11 protein-coding genes and 1 pseudogene are annotated in these 19471 nt (G+C 67.2%); 6 read left to right on the top strand and 6 right to left on the bottom strand.

Going from position 1 to position 19471, the window contains the following annotated elements:
• Positions 1–15 precede the first annotated feature (15 nt).
• The gene (locus tag EMA09_RS27310; RefSeq protein ID WP_129843621.1) at positions 16–846 is read right to left on the bottom strand and encodes a DUF1206 domain-containing protein; all 831 of its coding nucleotides are present in this window, start codon (positions 844–846) and stop codon (positions 16–18) included.
• Between the two features lie 540 nt (positions 847–1386).
• On the opposite strand from EMA09_RS27310, the gene EMA09_RS27300 reads away from it, so the two are divergent.
• The 3 genes from EMA09_RS27300 (at position 1387) to EMA09_RS27290 (ending at position 12773) form a co-directional block, all read left to right on the top strand.
• Positions 1387–5484: a LamG domain-containing protein gene (locus tag EMA09_RS27300; RefSeq protein WP_168220820.1), complete on the top strand. Its 4098-nt coding sequence runs from the start codon at positions 1387–1389 to the stop codon at positions 5482–5484.
• Positions 5485–5575: 91 nt separating this feature from the next.
• Complete coding sequence (locus tag EMA09_RS27295) at positions 5576–12292, top strand: polymorphic toxin-type HINT domain-containing protein (protein ID WP_129843618.1); 6717 nt, start codon at positions 5576–5578, stop codon at positions 12290–12292.
• The gene (locus EMA09_RS27290) at positions 12285–12773 is read left to right on the top strand and encodes a hypothetical protein (protein ID WP_129843617.1); all 489 of its coding nucleotides are present in this window, start codon (positions 12285–12287) and stop codon (positions 12771–12773) included. Before EMA09_RS27295 ends, EMA09_RS27290 begins: the two co-directional genes overlap by 8 nt.
• A gap of 82 nt (positions 12774–12855) precedes the next feature.
• Here EMA09_RS27290 and EMA09_RS29375 read toward each other — a convergent pair whose 3' ends face one another.
• Positions 12856–12990 carry a hypothetical protein gene (locus EMA09_RS29375; protein WP_276324209.1) on the bottom strand — a complete coding sequence of 45 codons (135 nt, stop codon included), beginning with the start codon at positions 12988–12990 and terminating at the stop codon, positions 12856–12858.
• A gap of 599 nt (positions 12991–13589) precedes the next feature.
• On the opposite strand from EMA09_RS29375, the gene EMA09_RS27285 reads away from it, so the two are divergent.
• Complete coding sequence (locus EMA09_RS27285) at positions 13590–14168, top strand: hypothetical protein (protein WP_129843616.1); 579 nt, start codon at positions 13590–13592, stop codon at positions 14166–14168.
• Positions 14169–14667: 499 nt separating this feature from the next.
• Here the strand turns inward: EMA09_RS27285 and EMA09_RS27280 are convergent, their stop codons facing one another.
• The 4 genes and pseudogenes from EMA09_RS27280 to EMA09_RS27265 form a co-directional block, all read right to left on the bottom strand.
• Entirely contained in the window at positions 14668–15255 is a 588-nt protein-coding gene (locus EMA09_RS27280) for a DNA starvation/stationary phase protection protein (protein ID WP_129843615.1), read from the bottom strand.
• A 149-nt stretch (positions 15256–15404) separates the two neighbouring features.
• A pseudogene (locus EMA09_RS27275) lies at positions 15405–15923 on the bottom strand (GNAT family N-acetyltransferase); the annotation flags it as partial.
• Complete coding sequence (locus EMA09_RS27270; RefSeq protein ID WP_129844336.1) at positions 15920–16183, bottom strand: GlsB/YeaQ/YmgE family stress response membrane protein; 264 nt, start codon at positions 16181–16183, stop codon at positions 15920–15922. The gene EMA09_RS27270 and the pseudogene EMA09_RS27275, both read right to left, overlap by 4 nt.
• A 78-nt stretch (positions 16184–16261) precedes the next feature.
• Positions 16262–17131 (bottom strand): MOSC N-terminal beta barrel domain-containing protein, encoded by an 870-nt coding sequence (locus EMA09_RS27265; protein ID WP_129843613.1) that lies wholly within the window; start codon positions 17129–17131, stop codon positions 16262–16264.
• A gap of 40 nt (positions 17132–17171) precedes the next feature.
• On the opposite strand from EMA09_RS27265, the gene EMA09_RS27260 reads away from it, so the two are divergent.
• On the top strand, positions 17172–17948 hold the full coding sequence (locus EMA09_RS27260) for an SGNH/GDSL hydrolase family protein (RefSeq protein ID WP_129843612.1): 777 nt from the start codon (positions 17172–17174) through the stop codon (positions 17946–17948).
• An 18-nt stretch (positions 17949–17966) separates the two neighbouring features.
• Positions 17967–19397 carry an adenylosuccinate lyase gene (gene purB / locus EMA09_RS27255; protein WP_129843611.1) on the top strand — a complete coding sequence of 477 codons (1431 nt, stop codon included), beginning with the start codon at positions 17967–17969 and terminating at the stop codon, positions 19395–19397.
• The last annotated feature ends 74 nt before the right edge of the window (positions 19398–19471 follow it).

Below are 19471 nucleotides of genomic sequence, written 5' to 3'. Positions count from 1 at the left end.
GCGCGCCGTCTCCTTCTAGACGGCGCGCCAGCGGGCCAGGGCGATGGAGAAGACGCCGAACATGGCGAGCCCGACGGCGATCACCACGAGCAGCGCGGGTCCCGCCGGGGTGTCGGCGAACGTGCGCAGGGTGTCGTCGAGGCCCTTCGTCTCGCCGGGGGCGTGGTCCACGGCGGCACGCACGGCGCACACGCCCGCCACGGCGAAGGCCGCTCCGCGCGCCACTCCCCCGCCGATGCCCAGGATGTCGGTGAGCCGCCGGACCCGGCGCGGCAGGTGGGCGTCCCGCAGGTGCTTGCGGAAGGAGCGGCGGCAGGCGCGCACGGCGATCACGACACCGGCGACGGCGATGCCGATCCCGGCGGCGGCGACCAGCCACTGCCCGGCGGGGAGATCGAGCGCGCGGGCCGTGACGTCCTGCGACTTCCGGTCACTGGAGCCGCTCCCCTTCTCCCCCGCCGCGAACAGCAGCACCGACCACGCGACGAACGCGTAGAAGACGAACCGGGCACCGGACAGGAGCCGTTTGCCCGCCTTGCGCCCATCGGGCCCGGCCGCACCGAACAGCGCCTCCGACAGCCGCCACACCGCCATCCCGGCCAGCCCGATCGCGACCGCCCAGATGAGGAAGCTGCCGAACGGCTTCTCCGACAGCTCACGCAGCGCGCCACCCTGATCGGCCTGCTGCTCCCCGGATCCGAACGCGATGCGCAGCGCGAGCATGCCGATCAGCAGATAGACAACGCCTCGCGCGAGCAGCCCCCACCGGGCCGCGACATCGACCGCGGTACTGTCCGCGGCACGCCGGGCCGTGGCACGGCCGCGCACTCCGATCGCTGTACCCATCCTCACCGCCTCCTGATCCAAAGCACTGCCCCCTCTGCTGCCCCGCACCGGACCACGAAAACGACATCTCGAAGGTTCCGGTGCACGCAGGGAGGCCCGCCGGTAGCCGCCCGTAACGCCCGGTCCGCGAGTTTTCCCCCTTCCCGGCCAGTTCGGTCACAAGAAGCCAAGGAACACACCCTCTCTCACGAATCAGGCCACATAAGCCCCACAGAAGGCATCATCCGGATGTCCGGCAGATGTATTCGCCCAGAACTTCCGGCCGTACGAGGGGGTGCGGTGTTGCTGCCTGCTCCCCTGACAGGCGAATCTCTCCGGGCACCGGCATTCGCGTGACTCGTGTGCATTCCGTGAACGACTCCATCGGCACGGAGCCTTTCGTCAGGACATGTCGGGGAATCGTGAGGGCGGGACGTGGGACAGGCACGGGCAGGGCATTGGACGAACCGCTTCTCGATCCTCGCACTGGCCGTCACGGCAGTGCTCTCCCCGACCCCCACGGCAAGCGCGGCCGACACAGTGGACACGCCCCTACCGGCCGTGGCCGCCGGTGAGGACGAGGCCCTCGCCCAGGCCGAGGAGTCGGGCGAACGGGTCGAGGTGGCCGCGCTCACCACCGAGACGAGCCAGACCTTCGCGGAACCGGACGGGACGCTGACCACGATGGAGAGCCTCCGTCCCGTCCGGGTGCGCGACAGCGCAGGCGAGTGGGTGGATGCGGATCCCACCCTGCGCGTGTCGCCCGACGGCGGACTCGAACCGGTGGCGGCGAGCGTGGACACGGTCGTCTCCGCGGGAGGCGATCAGCCGATGGTCACGCTGACCGGCGTCGGGGGCCGGGAACTGGTGGTCGACTGGCCCGGCGAGCTTCCCGCTCCCGAGGTCTCCGGGAACGTGGCGACCTACCGCGATGTGCTGCCGGATGTCGATCTGCAAGTACGCGTGGAGGTGGACAACGTCTCCCACATCCTCGTGGTGAAGACGCCCGAGGCCGCTGCCGACCCTGCTCTGGACACTCTGATCCTGCCCATCAGCGGCAGCGGGCTGTCCCTGCAGGACGACGGAGACGGCGGCATCACAGCTGTCGACGAAGGCGCCGGCGGAGTCGTGTTCACGGCGGCGCAGCCCATGATGTGGGACTCCACCGGAACAGCGGCCGCCGCACGCAGCGCCACCGACGCCGAGCCGACGGACGGCCCGGGTGACGCCGCACGGCTCGCTGCCGTACAGGTCGACATCTCCTCCTCGGGCGACGAGGTGGTCCTCACGCCCGACCAGGACCTGCTGCAGGACTCAGCAACGACGTACCCGGTCTACATCGATCCGCAGTGGTACACGGCTCGGGACGCCGAATGGGGAATGGTGTCCAGTTATCACCCGAATTCCTCCTTCTTCAAGTTCTCCGGGACCGAGGGCGTGGGGATGTGCCCCTACGACTATGACTACGGCGACTGCAACTACGAGGACGTGAAGCGACTTTTCTACCAATTCCCGACATCGCGCTTCGCCGGCAAATCCATCGTGAGCGCTGAATTCGTCGTCCGGAACACCTTCTCGTTCAATTGCACGCCGCAGGAGGTGCAGCTGTGGCGCACCCGTGATGTGAGCGCGGGCACGACATGGAACAAGCAGCTCGCCGACGGATACTGGATCGACCGGCTCCACACCAAGGACGAGGCGCACGGCTGGGGCTCGGACTGCCCGGCCGGTGACATCGAGTTCTGGGCAGGGCGCGCCGTCGCGGACGCCGCGGAGGCCGGCTGGTCGTCCATCACCCTGGGCCTGCGGGCGACGGTCGAGAGCGGCTACACGGCGTGGAAGCGGTTCGACGACACGGCCTACCTGCGCGTGAACTACAACCGTCCGCCCGCGCAGCCGCGGATCGCCGACATCACGATGTCGCCCGGTGGCGCGTGCGTCACCGGTCCGAACGCCACTTCGGTGACCGCGATACCGCGCACCTATGTCGAGGCGAGCGACCCGGACGGGGACGACATCGCGCTGCAGTACCGGGTGGCGGAGTGGGTGGACGGAGCCGCGCGTGTGCTGTTCACGTCGGGGTTGTCGGCGGCGAAGGCGTCCGGATCCACCTTCACGTACGACCTTCCGAGCTGGCTGCCGGCCAACACGCTGCTCCACTGGGGCGTCAGAGCATGGGACGGCGCGGCGTGGGGACCATGGAGTTTCGACGGCGCCGCCACCGCCTGTCACTTCCGGTACGACCCCTCGGCCCCCGCCGGACCGGCGATCGATTCCCCCCAGTACCCGGAATCGGATCCATCGGACCCATTGGACCCCTGGATGAACGGGGTCGGCCGCTATGGGACGTTCAGTATCGACTCCGCCTCCTCCGATGTCGTCAAGTACACCTACGGCATCAACGCCAACCCGTCGACCGCACGGACCATCACGACCTCGGGCGGCGCCGCCCGTCAGATCGACTTCATGCCGACCCGGGTGGGCGTCAACTTCATCACCGCGCAGGCTTACGACGCGGCGGGGAACATCAGCTCCGTCACCACCTACCGCTTCCGTGTGAGGACGGGGCAGCCGGAACGGGCCGCGTTCTCCATGGACGAGAGCGTCGGCGCCGAGGAGACCGTCGCCACGGGAGGAACGTACGAGGCCGCGCTGAACGGCGGTGCGCACGCCGGTGGCGCCGGCGTCGCGGGGACCGGGCTGAGCCTCGACGGTATCGACGACCACGCACGGACGGCGGGCGGGGTCGTGGACACGACCGCCGGTTTCACCGTGTCCCTGTGGGCACGCCTCCCGGAGGACAAGGAGGAGCGCGCCATGGTCGCGGTGTCCCAGACGGGAGTGCACCAGTCGGCGTTCGAGCTCTACCACTCCTCGGCGCTCGGCGGCTGGGTGTTCTACCGGGACACGGTGGACGAGGTGTCCGCGCCGGACCCCGTCCGCGCGACACAACCGGCCTGCCCCGAGGGCGACACGGCCTGTGCGGAGAGCCGTCTGGGTGAGTGGATTCATGTGGTCGGCACGATGGACCACGGCCAGGACGAGATGCGGCTCTACATCAACGGCGAACACGTCGCGACGGCGACCTACAGCGCCGACTGGGACTCACGGGCCTCGTTCCTCATCGGTGCCTCGGCCAACGAGGGCGTTCCGAGCAACCACTTCGCGGGTGACCTGGACGACGTACATGTCTGGGACATCCCGCTGAAGGAGGACGCGGTCGCAGCCCTGTACACGGACGGCACCGTCGCCGCGGGGCGACCGATGAAGTCCGCATGGGCACTTGACGAGGCTGCCGACACTGCGGTGGTGACCGGGCACGGGGAGTCCGTGTCAGCCGCATTGCACGGCGACGCGACGCTCGGCGCGACCGGGGCGGACGGCACCGGCCTGCATCTCGGGGGGAGCGACGGCTACGCCCTCGTTCCACGGCCGCTCGTCAACAGCTACTACAGCTTCTCCGTCTCCTTGTGGGCGCAACTCCCCGACGAGCCGGACCGGCCGATGACCGTCATCGACCAGGAGGCGACGAACAACACGGCCTTCGCGATCCGTCACTCCCCGTCCGAAGGCGGCTGGGTCTTCTCACGGGCCACGGCCAACACCGCCGACGCCACGACCGTCCAAGTGAGTCAGAACGCCTGCACGAGCACAGCATGCTCCGGGGCGGGCGAGTGGTCGCATGTGGTGGCCGTCTACGACCACGTGGCGCACACGCTGACGCTCTACGTCAACGGTGAGCGGACCGACAGTGTGCCCTACACCTACAACTGGACGCCCAACGGTCCCCTGTACATAGGCGCGGCCGAGGAGGACGGTGCCCTGGGGTCCTTCTTCGAGGGAGACATCGACGAGGTCAGGCTCTACGACCGTGTCGTTTCGGCCGATGAGGTGCAGGAACTGTTCCTCAGGATCCCCACGCTCGCCGGACGCTGGCGCCTGGACGGCGCGACGGGAAGCCCTCTCGTCACCCCGGAGGCAGCCGGCGTCGGACCGGACGCCTCCCTCTCCGGCGACGCGACGTTCACCACCGGCATCATCGGCGGCAACCAGGCGCTGTCCCTGGACGGGGTCGGAGATTACGCGTCCACGGCCACCGCGCCCTTCGACTCTTCGGAAAGCTGGTCGGTGACGGCATGGGTGACCGCGCCTGGCCGCCCGCAACGGAACGCGACGGTCCTGTCTCTCGCCGGCGAACGGGAAAGCGCGTTCACGCTCCGTTATGCGCCGGATCCCGCTGACCCGGAGTTCTCCGGGCGCTGGCAACTGGAGGTCGCAGACGAGGACACGTCCGCGGTCGCCCACCAAGTGGCAGAGCACGGCAACTACCAGTTGAACACAAGCTGGAACCACCTTGCTGTCGTCTACGACGCGTTCGCCGACCGGATGTCTCTGTATGTGGACGGCGAACTGTCCCAGGTGGTCTGCGCCGACGATGCCGCAGCGGATTGCACCGACATCGTGTCCTGGCGCTCGTCCGTGCTGCCGTTCGAGGCAGACGGCGGCCTGCAGATCGGACGCACCCGTGCGGGCGGCACATGGGGAGAGTACTGGTCGGGTGCGATCGACGACGTATGGGCGTTCCAGGGCGTCCTGAATCAAGCGCAGGTGAGCGCGCTGGCCAACCGTACGAGGGACCAAGACATCAACACGCCCTGATCTTCAGGTCGTCCTCTGCACTCGCATTCATCGACACCTGCGGTTTCCACCATCGATTCCCCCTACTCCAGGACGAAAGGCGGCCACGGGAATGATCACCAACGTGTCGGGGCGGCGGCCCGGCAGACGGCGCCGGTTCGGGCGGCGCCCGTGGCCCCCGCTCATCCACGGGGTGTCCATCGCGCTCCTGCTCGGTCTGCTGCCGTCCACCGTCGCTGTCGCGGTCGCCGCGGAAGCGGCGGCGTCCGGGCGGCCCGACCTGCCGTCCTCCGAGACCCCGATCGACGGGGAGACCGCGTCCGTCAGGCCGCGTCCGACGGACCCGGCAGCCGAAGAGGCAACGCCGGTACCGACCGCCGAGTGGCCGGCGGCGACCACCACGACCATCCCCATCGGGGGCGGCACTCGACTGTTGACCGCGACGGAGACGGACGTACCCGTACGCCTGACACGTCCGACGAGCGTCGCCCGTTCGGCCGCCGATCAGAGCGTCCCCGAAACCGCGCACCTGGAGATCATGGACCGCGAGACCGGCGAAAACGCCGGCGTGAACGGCCTGCTCTTCACGCTCACCGGAACCGGCACCGGTGATGACGCCACGGCACGCGTCGCGGATGCCGGCGCCGAAGTGGGAGTGGAACTCGACTACGCCGCCTTCGCCCAGTCCTATGGCGGCTCCTACGGCGCTCGGCTCCGTCTCGTTCAGCTCCCGGCCTGTGCAGTGACCACGCCCGAACAGCCGGCATGCCGTGTCCGGACCGACCTCGCATCCGTCAATGACACGGCCGGCCAGACACTCAGCGCAGCCGAGCCTGTATCCCTCAATGCCCAGCCCGTGGTCCTGGCCGCAGTGGCGGACGACAGCGGCGAGACCGGCGACTACCAGGCAACCGAGCTCTCCGCGTCGGCCACTTGGGCGGTCGGCCTCAACTCCGGCGACTTCACCTGGTCTTACGACATGCCGGTACCGGACGTCCCCGGCGGTCTCACCCCGTCCGTCACGGTGAACTACTCATCAGGGGCGATCGACGGCCGCACCTCAGCCACGAACAACCAGTCGTCGTGGGTGGGTGACGGGTTCGACCTGTGGCCCGGCTACATCGAGCGCTCCTACCACAGCTGCGCCGACGAAGGGCTGAAACGCAGCGGCGTGGAAGTCCCCGACCTGTGCTGGGCGTACGACAACGCGACGCTCAGCCTCGGCGGGACGGCCGGCGACCTGGTGCCGACGGGCGACAACGAGTGGCGGCTCCGTTCCGACGACGGCACACGCGTACAGCGACTGGAGAACGCGGAACGGGCCAATGGCGACAACAACAACGAGTACTGGAAGGTGACGACGCCCGACGGCACCCAGTACTTCTTCGGCTACAACCGCCTGCCCGGCTGGACCACGGGACAGCCCGAGACCGAGTCGACGTGGAACGTCCCCGTCTACGGCAACAACGCCAACGAGCCCTGTCGAGCCGCCACCTTCGTCACTTCCTGGTGTCAGCAGGCGTGGCGCTGGAACCTCGACTACGTCATCGACCCGCACGGCAACGCCATCACCTACTTCTACGACCGTGAGATGAACTCCTACGGCCGATACCTCGAGGCCGGGGACGACACCCCGTACGCGCGTGGCGGTGTCATCAAGCACATCGACTACGGCCTGCGGTCCGACGCACTCTTCGCCGACCCGCTCGCCCGCGTGGTGTTCGAAACCGGCGAGCGCTGTCTGCCCGCCTCCGGCATCTCCTGCGCGCCGGAGGACATCGGCGACACCCCCTCGGCCTGGTACGACACCCCGTGGGACCTGAACTGTACGGCGGGCACCGACTGCGACGAGGGCCGCAGCGCGCCGACCTTCTGGTCGCGCCTGCGTCTCGTCTCCGTCACCACGCAGACGCTCGACGAGTCGGGCGAACTCGCGCCCATCGACACCTGGGAGCTGAGCCATCGCTGGGCGACGGCCGACATCGACTGGACCCTGCTGCCCACCGCGATCCAGCGCACAGGCCGATCAGCCACCCCTGAGATCGAGCTGCCGAGCACCGAGTTCATCTACGAGCAGGGCGCGAACCGGCTCGACGCCGAGGGCGACGGCTCCGCGCCGTTCATCAAGCACCGGCTGTCGACGATCACCGACGAGTTCGGCGGCCAGATCGACGTCACCTATTCGGCCACCGCGTGCGATGCCGGAAATCTGCCCGACCCCGAAAGCAACACCACGCGCTGCTTCCCCCAGTACTGGACGCCATCGGGGGCGGCCGAGCCCCAACAGGAATGGTTCAACAAGTACGTCGTCACCCGGGTGGTGGCCAGTGACCGCACCGGCGGCGCGCCGGACATGTACACGGACTACAGCTATCACGGTGGCGCCGCCTGGCATTACGACGACGATGACGGGCTGTCCGAGCCGGAGCACAAGACCTGGTCCCAGTGGCGCGGGTACGGCGAGGTCCGCGTCCTCGCCGGCGGGCCGGAGGGAATGACCACCCGTACCGACAACTGGTTCCTGCGCGGTATGGACGGCGATCGGGCCGGCCCCGCCGGCGGCACCCGTGACGTCACCGTGCCGGACGGCGAGGGCGGCACCATCACCGACCACGACGCCTACGCCGGTTTCCCATACCGCACAGCGACCTACTCGGCCCCCGACGGCGTCGTCCTGGCGAAAACGCTCGACATCCCCTGGCACCACGAGACGGCGTCACGCACTCGCGACTGGGGCACCGTCACGGCCAACTTCACCGGCGTCTCATCGGAGCGGACCTTCACCTCACTGGACAACGGGGCCGGCGAGGAGTGGCAGGAAGCACGCACCGACACCACGTACGACACCGTCGCCGGACGAGTCGTCCGCGTTGCCGACCTCGGTGACGTCTCCGACCCGGATGACGACCGCTGCGCCACCACGGCCTATGCCGACAACACGGATGACAACATCCTGAGTCTCCCCGCTCGCGAACGTTCCTGGACCGGTTCCTGTTCATCGGAGCCGACGACGGCTGAGCGCGTCATATCGGACGTCCGTACCGCTTACGACGGTCTCGCTTACGGGGCCGCGCCCATACGCGGCGACGCGACCACCGTCCAGAGCATCGACGACATCACTGATGGCACGCCCGGATACCGGACCAGTACGGCAACGTTCGACGACTACGGCCGTCCCCTGACAACGACCGACCATGCGGGACGGACAACCACGACCTCCTACTCCCCCGCCCTGGGGCGTCCGACGAGAATCACCGTCACAACGCCTCCCGCCGACAGTGCATCGGCAAGCACGGCACAGGTGACATCCACCAGCTACGACCTGGCCCGCGGACTCCCGCTGCGAAGCATCGATACGAACACTCGTGTCACCACCCAGGAGTACGACGCGCTGGGCCGACTGACCGAGGTATGGCTCCCGAACAGGAATACGACGGGCACCGCAACGTACAAGTACAGCTACCGGATCGCCGAGGACGCGATCACGGCTGTCGGTGTCACCACGCTCAAGGGGACAGGAACCAAGACGGACTGGACTCTGTTCGACGGGCTGCTCCGGCCGCGTCAGACGCAGTCTCTCGGCCCCGACGGCGGCCGACTGGTGACCGACACGCTGTATGACAATCGTGGGCTCACGGAACGCACGTACGCCGCGTACTACACGCCGGAGGCACCGAGCGCGGACCTGTTCGCTCCCGATCAGCCCGGCGCGATCGAGAGCCAGATCGCCTACACATACGACGGGCTCGGGCGCGTCCTCACCGAACGCCAGATCCACGGCAATGGTGACGGCACGACCACCGAGTGGGCGCGGGCGACTTACACGTATGGCGGCGACCGCGTCAGCATCGACCCGGTTGACGGTGGCACCGCGACCACCACGGTCACCGATGTCCGTGGCCAGACGACCGAGCTGTGGCAGTACCAGGGAAACACTCCCGAAGGCGAGCACGACGTCACGCGGTACGAGTACACCCCCCGCGGTGAACTGTCCCGCGCGGAGGACCCGGCCGGAAACGAATGGTCGTGGACGTACGACATTCTCGGCCGCCTCACCGAGACCACCGATCCGGATGCCGGCACCACCAAACGGACCTACAACGACCGCGACGAGTTGGTGACGACCACCGATGCACGTGGCGAAACCGTGCACCACAGCTACGACGACCTCGGCCGTGAGACCGCCCGCCGCGCGGACTCCGCTTCAGGACCGCTCCTGGCCTCGTGGACGTGGGACACACTCGCCGAAGGCCAGCTCACCAGTTCCACTCGCTACGACGACAACGGTGCCGAGTACATCAGCCGGGTCGACCTCTACGACACGCTTTACCGTGCCCGGTCAACTTCCGTCGTCATCCCGGAAGTAGAGGGCGAGGAGGAACTAGCAGGTACCTACACCAGCGGTACGGAGTACAACGCCGACGGCACGGTGCAGTCCATCGGCTATCCGAGAGCCGGCGATCTCAGTGGCGAAATCCTCGTCCCCACTTATGACGACATTCTGCGGCTTACCGCTCTGACCGGCACGGGCAACGTGACTTATGTCAGTGATGTCAGCTACAGCTACACGGGGAAACCCCTGCAGTACGGCCTCTCCGGTGGTGGCTCGGCGCTGACGTGGGTCACCAGCTCGTACGAGTGGGGCACACAGCGCTTGCACGACTCGCGCGTGGACCGCGAGGACGTCACCGGCGTGGACCGCTCCGTCATCTACGCCTACGACGACGCGGGCAACGTCCTGTCCATGGCCGACGTCTCGGCCGCCGGGACGGACAACCAGTGCTTCACCTACGACTACCTGCGGCGCATGACCGAGGCGTGGACCGAGGGCGATGCCGCCTGTTCTGACGCACCCACCACGGAGACCGTGGGCGGCATCGCTCCGTACTGGACCAGCTATGCCTTCGACAGCGTCGGCAACCGGACCCAGCAGACCGAGCACGCCCTGACCGCCGAAGGCCAGGACACGGTCACCACCTACGACTACCCGGAGCCGGGCGATGCCCAGCCGCACACCCTCACCGCCGCCACGGCCGAGGGAGCGGACGGGACCTACCTGTCCACCTACGAATACGACGCGGCCGGCAACACCACGACGCGCCAGATCGGCGGCGACGACCAGACACTGACGTGGGATGCCGAGGGCCACGTTTCGACCATCACCGGCCCGGAAGGCACGACCTCGTTCCTCTACGACGCAGACGGCAACCGCCTGCTGCGCCGTACCGCCGACGAGACGGTGCTCTACCTCGCCGGCACCGAGGTCGTCCTCGACAAGACCGACAATTCCATCGAGGCTCGACGCTTCTACGACCTGGGCGGAGGCAATACCGCCGTCCGCGACAACGACGGCACCGTCTACCTGCAGTTGGCCGACCACCACGGCACCGCAGAGCTCAGCGTCGACACCAGCACAGGCGCTCTCACCCAGCGCCGCACAACGCCCTACGGCGAATCACGCGGCGACCAGCCCACCTCTTGGCCGGACGAACGCTCCTTCGTCGGCGGCACAGCAGACCCAACCGGCCTCATTCACCTGGGCGCCCGCCTCTACGACCCAACCCTCGGCCGCTTCATCAGCGTGGACCCGGTCCTCGACCTGACCGACCCACAACAAATCAACGGCTACGCATACTCCAACAACAACCCCACGACCTACAGCGACCCCACGGGCCTCCGATCCACCCCGAAAGAAAGAGAAATTCTCAAAAAGAAGCTGCAATTCAAGCGTCACAGCATCACATCCGCCAAGCGTCGCACCAATTCCGGTCAGTGGATCAGCGATACGTCACGCCCAACCATCGGTCAAGCGGTGAACGGAGGAACGAACGACGTCTCGCCCGTACGTGCCATCCCTATCCCTGTTGAACCCGGCTCCCTCTCACTGCGAGACCGCCTCCTCCCTAACCTTCCAGAAACTAACCCGAACGATTCCGGACCCTGCCATGAGGGAGAGCTGCTTTACTGCATAGATGCTATACCCGCATTCCACCCATACATAGGAGCCGCTCAACTTCTAAACTTCGCGGCCCGCGAAGCGGGATATACAAGCATCAAGACGCTTGAATGGTTCTGCGAAGTCCCCAACAGCTTCATTGCCGGCACTAACATCCTGATGGCTGACGGCACCATGGAAAAAATCGAAGATGTCGAAGTCGGCGACGAAGTACTAGCGACCGATCCGGATACAGGCGAAACAGATGCCAAGACGGTGATAGCAGAGATACACCGGACTGGAAGAAAAAGTCTCGTAACTCTAAAACTCGACACCGGTTCGGGTCATTCTGTCACGATCACAGCCACGACCAATCACCCATTTTGGAACGAAGAAACTGCATCCTGGACAGAAGCAGGAGACCTTGAGGTCGGCCAGCATCTCCGAACAGCCGAAGGCCCTCTCGCACGCGTAACCAGCATCCGCCTTCACCAGTTGCTCCCGGCAACGGTCCACAACCTGGTGATCGAAGACCTGCATACGTACTATGCAGGTCTAAGACCAGTCCTAGTCCACAACTGCAATCCAATGGATTTGAACTTCAAACAAATCCGCGAACGCATCGTAAAACACGTGTTGGTTAATCACGGCGATACCGATATCGACGGAACGAAATTCGACTCCGGCCTCACGCGGGACGATCTGTTTGAAGGGCTCGTCAATAGACTCGACGAAAGGAACGCCACCGGCACTATTGACGAATCCGGCAATCACGAACATATTCTGTTCTGGTCCGACGCCGGGGCAAACGGAGAAGATTTCGTCCGAGTCTGGCTAACTCCGAACGGCGAACTCGGCAGCATGTGGCCCATAAGATGGAGTGCAAATGATTGACCTGGATTTCACCATCACCGGATATCCCGGATCCGGCAGAAGGATCGAGGAGGTCGAAGACTTGTCTCAAGTGAGTCGCCCGGACCTCATCCAGGGAGCCTTCATGGGGGACGCAATCTTCAAAATTGACTCGGTGGACCTTGGCACCAATTTTGGATGGGTGACACTACTTGATTGGTGCATACGCCTCAGCGTCTCTCTCGAAGATCTAGCCGTTAAGAAGTCGAGAAGTTTCACATTCTCAGAATCGGATGATTTCGTCTCATTTGAGCGCCACGGCGAGGAAGTGCTCATCACAAACAGCTACTCTTCCGCAAGCGCAATCACAAATTACGACGATCTGTGCTCTGCCGTGCGGGCTTTTGTCGATGAACGCCTCAAGTGGATCGAGCGAGAGTTTCCTGCGGCTATGCGCAACCGAGAGATGCCAGAAGTCTTCTCTCGCCTGAATCGACCTTTCCCTCCTTTGCCGCACGCCTGATGGGAGTCAGGACGGAATTAGGGATTCCGTTGCATCAGATCCACTTCTGGACCATGAGGATGTCGTTGTGAAAGCACGGGCATCAGTCGTCGCGAGAGTGATCTGCTTGATCGTGCTGGCGCTTGGCACTCTGGACTTGATATCCCAGCTGGTTCCCCGGCAGGTCGGTGTTGATGAGCTGGTGGCTGACCTGCGCGCGGGTGATCCGACGATCCATGTCTTCACTTACTCCGAACCAGCCGAGTTGCGGGTCCGCTGGACCGCTGGGTTTCTGGCCACACGGGAGATCATCGAGCCGCTGCCCGGACTGTCCGGCGAGGAAGCGCGGACGGAATTCCTATTGCAGGTGCAGGAGGATTTGGGGCAGAACGGCCGAGAGATGCGAAGCGATGATGTCGACCCGCTCAGAAATCTGCAGGGACTGAGCTTCCTGGTGCCGTTGGCTTACCTTCGCTTCCTCTCCAGCGCATTCCTCACCTGGGCGGTTCTCCTATGCTGCGCCGGACTGCTGGTCACGATGGCTGTGCGTGAGGATTCCGGGCACCGCTCCTCGAGTGCTGGTTATTGGATCGGGCTCTGCCTCCTGACCGGGATCGGATTCCTGGCCTACACATGGTCCGAACCCCGCCCCCTCCTCCGCCGGCGCGGGTCCCCTGGCGCACTGGGAGGGGGAGGACTTCTCGCATCTGTTGCCCTTTTGACGGCTTCGGTCGAGGCGTCATCGGGATTCTCGTCCTCGCCCGTCGGTGACTCGGCGCTGAGACCGAACGCAGTCGGGGCACTCTGTGGGCAAACCAGTGGGAGGAAGAGGGAGACATGGAGATTGCTGACAGGGTGGCTGGGGCGCTTGAGCAGTTGGGGGATTCTGATCTGCCGACGCGGATCGAGGCATTGGAGGCGCTCGCGCAGTGTGTTCAAGAGATCGTCGAACGTGCCGTTATGCGACTTGCCGAGGAGTCGGAGGTGCCCTATTTGGTTTTTGAAAGAATTGGCCAGTTCGGCTCCCTGATCATCGATCCCCTGGAGCGCGTCCACCAAAAAGCGACCAACGACAGGGTAAAGGGGCTCGCAGCGGCAGCGCTGCTCCACTCGGGAAGCCACGCTGGCATGGAAACGCTCCTCACCACACTAGAGCAGGCGGAGAACCCGAACCTTTTCGTTGCAGTGCAAGCTCTCTCCAAGAATGGAGTTTTGGCCGCCACTGAACCAATTGAGAACCTGATTCTCAGGTGGCCCCTGTCCGACTTCACTCCGTTGATGACCCTCGTTATGGCTTTGGAGGAACTGAATCACCCTTTCTCCAAGGCGGTTTGCGAGTACCTGGCCCGAGTGGAACCGGAGTGGCAGCGTGAGGGGTTCATGCGGGCGATCCGCAGGTCAACCGGAACATCTTGAGCAGGCGCAGGGATGTCACAGATACCCAGAGGACAGACCTGGCCTCGACCGACGATGCCGCGCAGCGAATGGACATCGATGAAAGATATTGGAATGCCTCCCCACTCGAATAAATCACGCATCGATGAACAAGAAATCAACCATTTCGAGATCGTCGCAATCTCCAACACGCCCAACACGTCAGCCCTTGGAATCACCGGGGCTCGCGGTGTAGTTCTCGGCCTGCCCGGATACGACAGCGCAGAACTGTACACTGTCCTAATTGATGGCGAAGTATACATGGTTCAGAAGGCGGATTTCACGCAGACGGGCGAGCATAGCGATCCTCGATCCGTCTACCCGGGAGACACGGAAAGCGTGCCCCCTCAGAATTACCGAGGCGAGCAGTAAGTGGCTTGCCTATGGGCTTCAGGCATTGAGGTCCGGGACTGTGCGAGGCATGGTTGAAGGCAGGACCGCCGGGAAGGGGCCGGTGGTCCTGCCTTGTGAGTGGTTGGTGTCAGGCGCGGACGAGCGGGGTGTCGACCAGGTGTTCCGCCAGGAACCAGGCTTCCAGTTCGCCTGTTCTGATCACCTCGGACACCAGCAGGTCGTTCGTGCCGTCGTCGCCCATCTCGTCCGCCCGGCTCGCGGCGTCGTGGCAGTCGGTCAGGATCAGGTTGTGCGCCTCCAGGAGGCGCGACAGCATCGCCGGGACCTCCTCCGCGCCGTCCGGCGGGCGGGGGACCTTCGTGATCTCCGCCGCGTGGCGCGGGTCGCCGACCGCCACGCCGCCGAGGGTCTGCACCCGTTCCGCGATCGTGTCCACCAGTTCCAACTGCTCGCCTGCGTGCTTGTCGAGGAGCAGGTGGAGCGAGTAGAACGTCGGGCCGCGCATCAGCCAGTGATGCTTCTTGTACAGGTGGTAGAGCATCTGGGTGTCGCAGAGGATCTGGTTCAGCCGCTGGCAGGAGTACATCCGCGTGTCGTACGTCAGCCCCACCGGCAGTTGCCGCACGGTGCCGAACTCCTGGATGACCTCGCCCTGCTGGTGCAGCCACGGCTGGCTGCTGCCGGCCTCGTTCTTTACGGACTTGAGCCTGGCCATGTACCGCCTCCTGTGTCTCCCCCCGTGTGCGCCGCGGACTCCCCTGCCACTGTAGGAACGGCTCCGGCCGTCGGCATCCGCGCAGCCGCCGGGCGGGTGGCGGGGGCGGGGTCAGGACGCCGGACGCGCGGGGGCACCAGCCGTGCCGCCCACCGGACCTCGCCGTCCTGCCGGTGCTCGGTCGGTGCCAGACCGATGGCACGCGCGACGGCCGCCGACGCCGTGTGGTCGGGGTGCACGTGCGCGATGACGCGGCGCACCGACCGTTGCGCGAGCCAGCCGACGAGCCCGCGCGCCGCCTCCGTCGCCAGGCCGCGGCACTGCCACGGCACGCCGACGACCCATGCCAGTTCGGCGACGGCACCGGGAGCGCCGGGCGGTGCGGTGACGGTCGCCTGCACGGTCCCGGCGAGGCACGCCTCGTCACGCAGCGCGAGGACCCAGTTGCACCAGGACACGGCCGGGTCGGGCGAGCCGGCGGCCAGGCGTTCGTAGCGCGCGCGGAGCGCCCCGGCCGTGGCCGGGGCGCCGCCCGTGAACCGGTGGAGCCCGGGATCAGCGAGCACGTCCGCCATCTCGGACGCGTGCTCGGGCCGCAGCGGCACCAGGATGAGGCGTTCGGTGCCGATCGGCGCGGCGTCGAGCGGGCCGGGCGCGGGAGCGCTCAGCGCCGTCCCTTCGCCCGGGAGACGAGCGAGACACCCACGGCGGCGAGCACGATCTGGATCAGCCATTCGATCCAGTCCACACCGTTCGTGTCGTCGACGTCCAGTCCCTCCGCGATGGCCGAACCGATCAGGGCCGCGATGATGCCGACCACGATCGTCCAGATGATGCCGATGCCCTGCCGCCCGGGCAGGATGAGGCGGCCCAGCAGACCGATCACCAGACCGATGATGATCGCGGAAATAATGCCTGAGATCTCCATCATCACACCTTTTGAGCTAGACGTATCCTCCGTGTGCCCAGCTCTTCCCGGCTCACTCCCCGGGTGATCACCCGGGGGTCACACGGTGCCCGCCGCCGTCACGGTGCGCCCCGGATCCCCGGTACCCTCGGATGCCCACCTGATGACCTCGATCTCGTCACCGACCGCGATCGCGCCGGGCGTCATGACGGAGAACTTCGCGCCGAACAGCACGCCCCCGCCCGTGGCCGCCCGCCGGTAGTGGGCGAGTGTGCGCAGCGGCTCCGGGCCGCAGCGCAGGCCCTTCGCCTGGTCGACGAGGGTGACGACGCAGCGTCCGGCGGCCTTGGTCCAGCCGAGGCGGACGCCCCCGATCACGGCTTCCAGGATGCGGTCCTCGGTGCCGGGTTCCGGCCAGCCGGTGATGACGATGTTGGGGCGGAAGCGGTCCATCGGCAGCGGCGCGCCCCCGCCGTCGGCGATGCGGGTGTTCAGCTCGTGCAGGGACGGCTCGGACAGCAGGTGGACGGCGGAGCTGTCGGCGTACCCGGACGTGCCGGGCGTCAGACCGTCCGTCTCGCGCGCGTGGTCCGGCGGGACACGGACCAGGCGGCGCGGGGCGCCCAGCGCCTCCGACACCCAGGCGGCGGCCTCGTCGCCCTGGTCGACGCCGCCGAACGGTTTGCCGAAGAGGGTGACGCCGCGGACCGGCCCGGTGCGGACGACCGGGATGTCGAGGGGTTCGAGACCGGGTGCCTCGACGGTGAGCCGGGCGCCGTCGGCGGCGACCGCGGGGCGCAGCAGCGCCAGCTCCGGGTGGTGGCGCTGGTTGCGGAACGCGCCTTCGCCGTCGACGACCATGAACACGCGGTCGTTCTCGGCGCCGGCGGGCACGAAATGCATGACCGGGGCGGTCACCCCGGCGCAGCCTTTGATCGGGTAGGTCGTCAGAGATGCGACACGGGGCATACGGCGGAGCCTACATGGGCCTGGCTACCATGATGCGGTCATGGACAGCGCACCGGATTTCCGCAGTTTTGTCGCACTCGGTGACTCCTTCACCGAAGGCATGTCGGACCTCATGCCGGACGGCACGTACCGGGGCTGGGCCGATCTGCTGGCGCATCGGTTCGCCCGGCACAGGGCCGGCTTCATGTACGCCAACCTGGCGGTGCGCGGCAAGCTGATGCACCAGATCGCCGAGGAGCAGGTGCCGGCCGCCGCCGCGATGGGCGCCGACCTCGTGACGCTGGTCGGCGGCCTGAACGACGTCCTGCGGCCCCGGTGCGACATGGACCGCGTGTGCGGCCTGCTGGAGCGGTCGGTGGCGACCCTGGCGCCGGCCTGCAAGCACCTGGTCCTGATGCGCAGCCCCGCGCGGCGCGGCCCGGTCCTGGAGCGGTACCGGGGGCGCCTCGACCAGCTCTTCGCGTTCATCGACGACCTGGCGGCCCGGCACGGCGCGACCGTCGTCGACCTCTACGCGTCGGTGCCGCTCGGGGATCCGAGGCTGTGGGCCGACGACCGCCTGCACCTCACGGCGGAGGGGCACCGGCGCGTGGCCGAGGCCGTGTGGCAGCGGCTCGGGTACGAGGTCGGCTTCGCGTGGGACGAGGCGCTGCCGGTGACCGCCCCGCCCGGCTGGTACGCGCGCCGCGGCGCGGACGTACGGTTCGCGCGGCAGCACCTGCTGCCGTGGATCGGGCGCCGGCTGACCGGCAGGTCGTCGGGCGACGGACGGCCGCCCAAGCGTCCCGACCTCGCCCCGCCGGTGGCCGAGGAGTAGGCCGTAGAATCCGGTGGCGTGACTGACAAGCCGCGCATTCCGAACGTTCTGGCCGCCCGCTACGCCTCGCCGTCCCTGGCCGAGCTGTGGTCCCCCGAGTACAAGGTGGTGCTGGAGCGCCGGCTGTGGCTCGCGGTCCTCCGCGCGCTGGACGAGCTGGGTGTGGCCGTTCCCGAGGGTGCGGTCGCGGACTACGAGCGGGTCCTCGAACAGGTGGACCTGGCCTCGATCGCGGAGCGCGAGCGGGTCACGCGGCACGATGTGAAGGCGCGCATCGAGGAGTTCAACGCGCTCGCCGGGCACGAGCAGATCCACAAGGGGATGACGTCCCGCGACCTCACGGAGAACGTGGAGCAGCTCCAGATCCGGCTGTCGCTGGAGCTGGTCCGGGACCGCGTGGTGGCGGTGCTGGCGTGCCTCGGGCAGCTCGCGGGCGAGTACGGCGAGCTGGTGATGACGGGCCGTTCCCACAACGTTCCGGCGCAGGCCACGACGCTGGGGAAGCGTTTCGCCACCGCGGCCGACGAACTGCTGGTCGCCTTCGGGCGGCTGGAGGAGCTGCTCACCCGCTACCCGCTGCGCGGCGTGAAGGGTCCGGTCGGCACGAGCCAGGACATGCTGGACCTGCTCGGCGGTGACGAGCGGAAGCTGGCGGAGCTGGAGGGCCGGGTCGCCGGGCACCTGGGCTTCGGGCAGGTGCTCACGTCGGTGGGGCAGGTGTACCCGCGGTCGCTGGACTTCGAGGTCACGACGGCGCTGGTGCAGCTCGCGGCGGCACCCTCGTCGCTGGCGAAGACCATCCGGCTGATGGCCGGCCAGGACCTGGTGACGGAGGGCTTCCAGCCGGGGCAGGTCGGCTCGTCCGCGATGCCGCACAAGATGAACACGCGGTCCTGCGAGCGCGTCAACGGCCTGGCCGTCATCCTGCGCGGCTACGCCTCGATGACGGGCGAGCTGGCCGGCGACCAGTGGAACGAGGGCGACGTCTCGTGCTCCGTGGTGCGGCGGGTGGCACTGCCGGACGCGTTCTTCGCGTTCGACGGGCTGGTCGAGACGCTGCTGACGGTGCTGGACGAGTTCGGCGCGTTCCGGCCCGTCGTGGCGCGGGAGCTGGACCGCTACCTGCCGTTCCTCGCGACGACGAAGGTGCTGATGGCGGCGGTGCGCGCCGGGGTCGGCCGGGAGACGGCGCACGAGGCGATCAAGGAGCACGCGGTGGCGTCCGCGCTCGCGCTGCGCGAGGGGGCCGAGCGGAACGAGCTGCTTGACCGGCTCGCCGCCGACGAGCGGATCCCGCTCGACCGGGCCGGTCTCGACGCGCTGATGGCGGACCGGCTGTCGTTCACGGGCGCGGCGGCCGGACAGGTGGCGGCGGTCGTGGCGCGCGTGGAGGACGTCGTCAAGCGTCACCCGGCGGCGGCGTCCTACCGGCCGGGCGCGATCCTCTGACCGGCCGGCCACCGGGGCGCCGCCTGTGACACAGGTCTCAGTGGCCGCGGAACAACGGGGCGGGCAAGGGAGTT

It is taken from the genome of Streptomyces sp. RFCAC02, assembly GCF_004193175.1.
In the GTDB taxonomy this organism is placed as follows: Bacteria; Actinomycetota; Actinomycetes; order Streptomycetales; family Streptomycetaceae; genus Streptomyces.
Note: the sequence above shows the minus strand (reverse complement) of the source record. Positions and strands in the feature narration are given on the sequence as shown.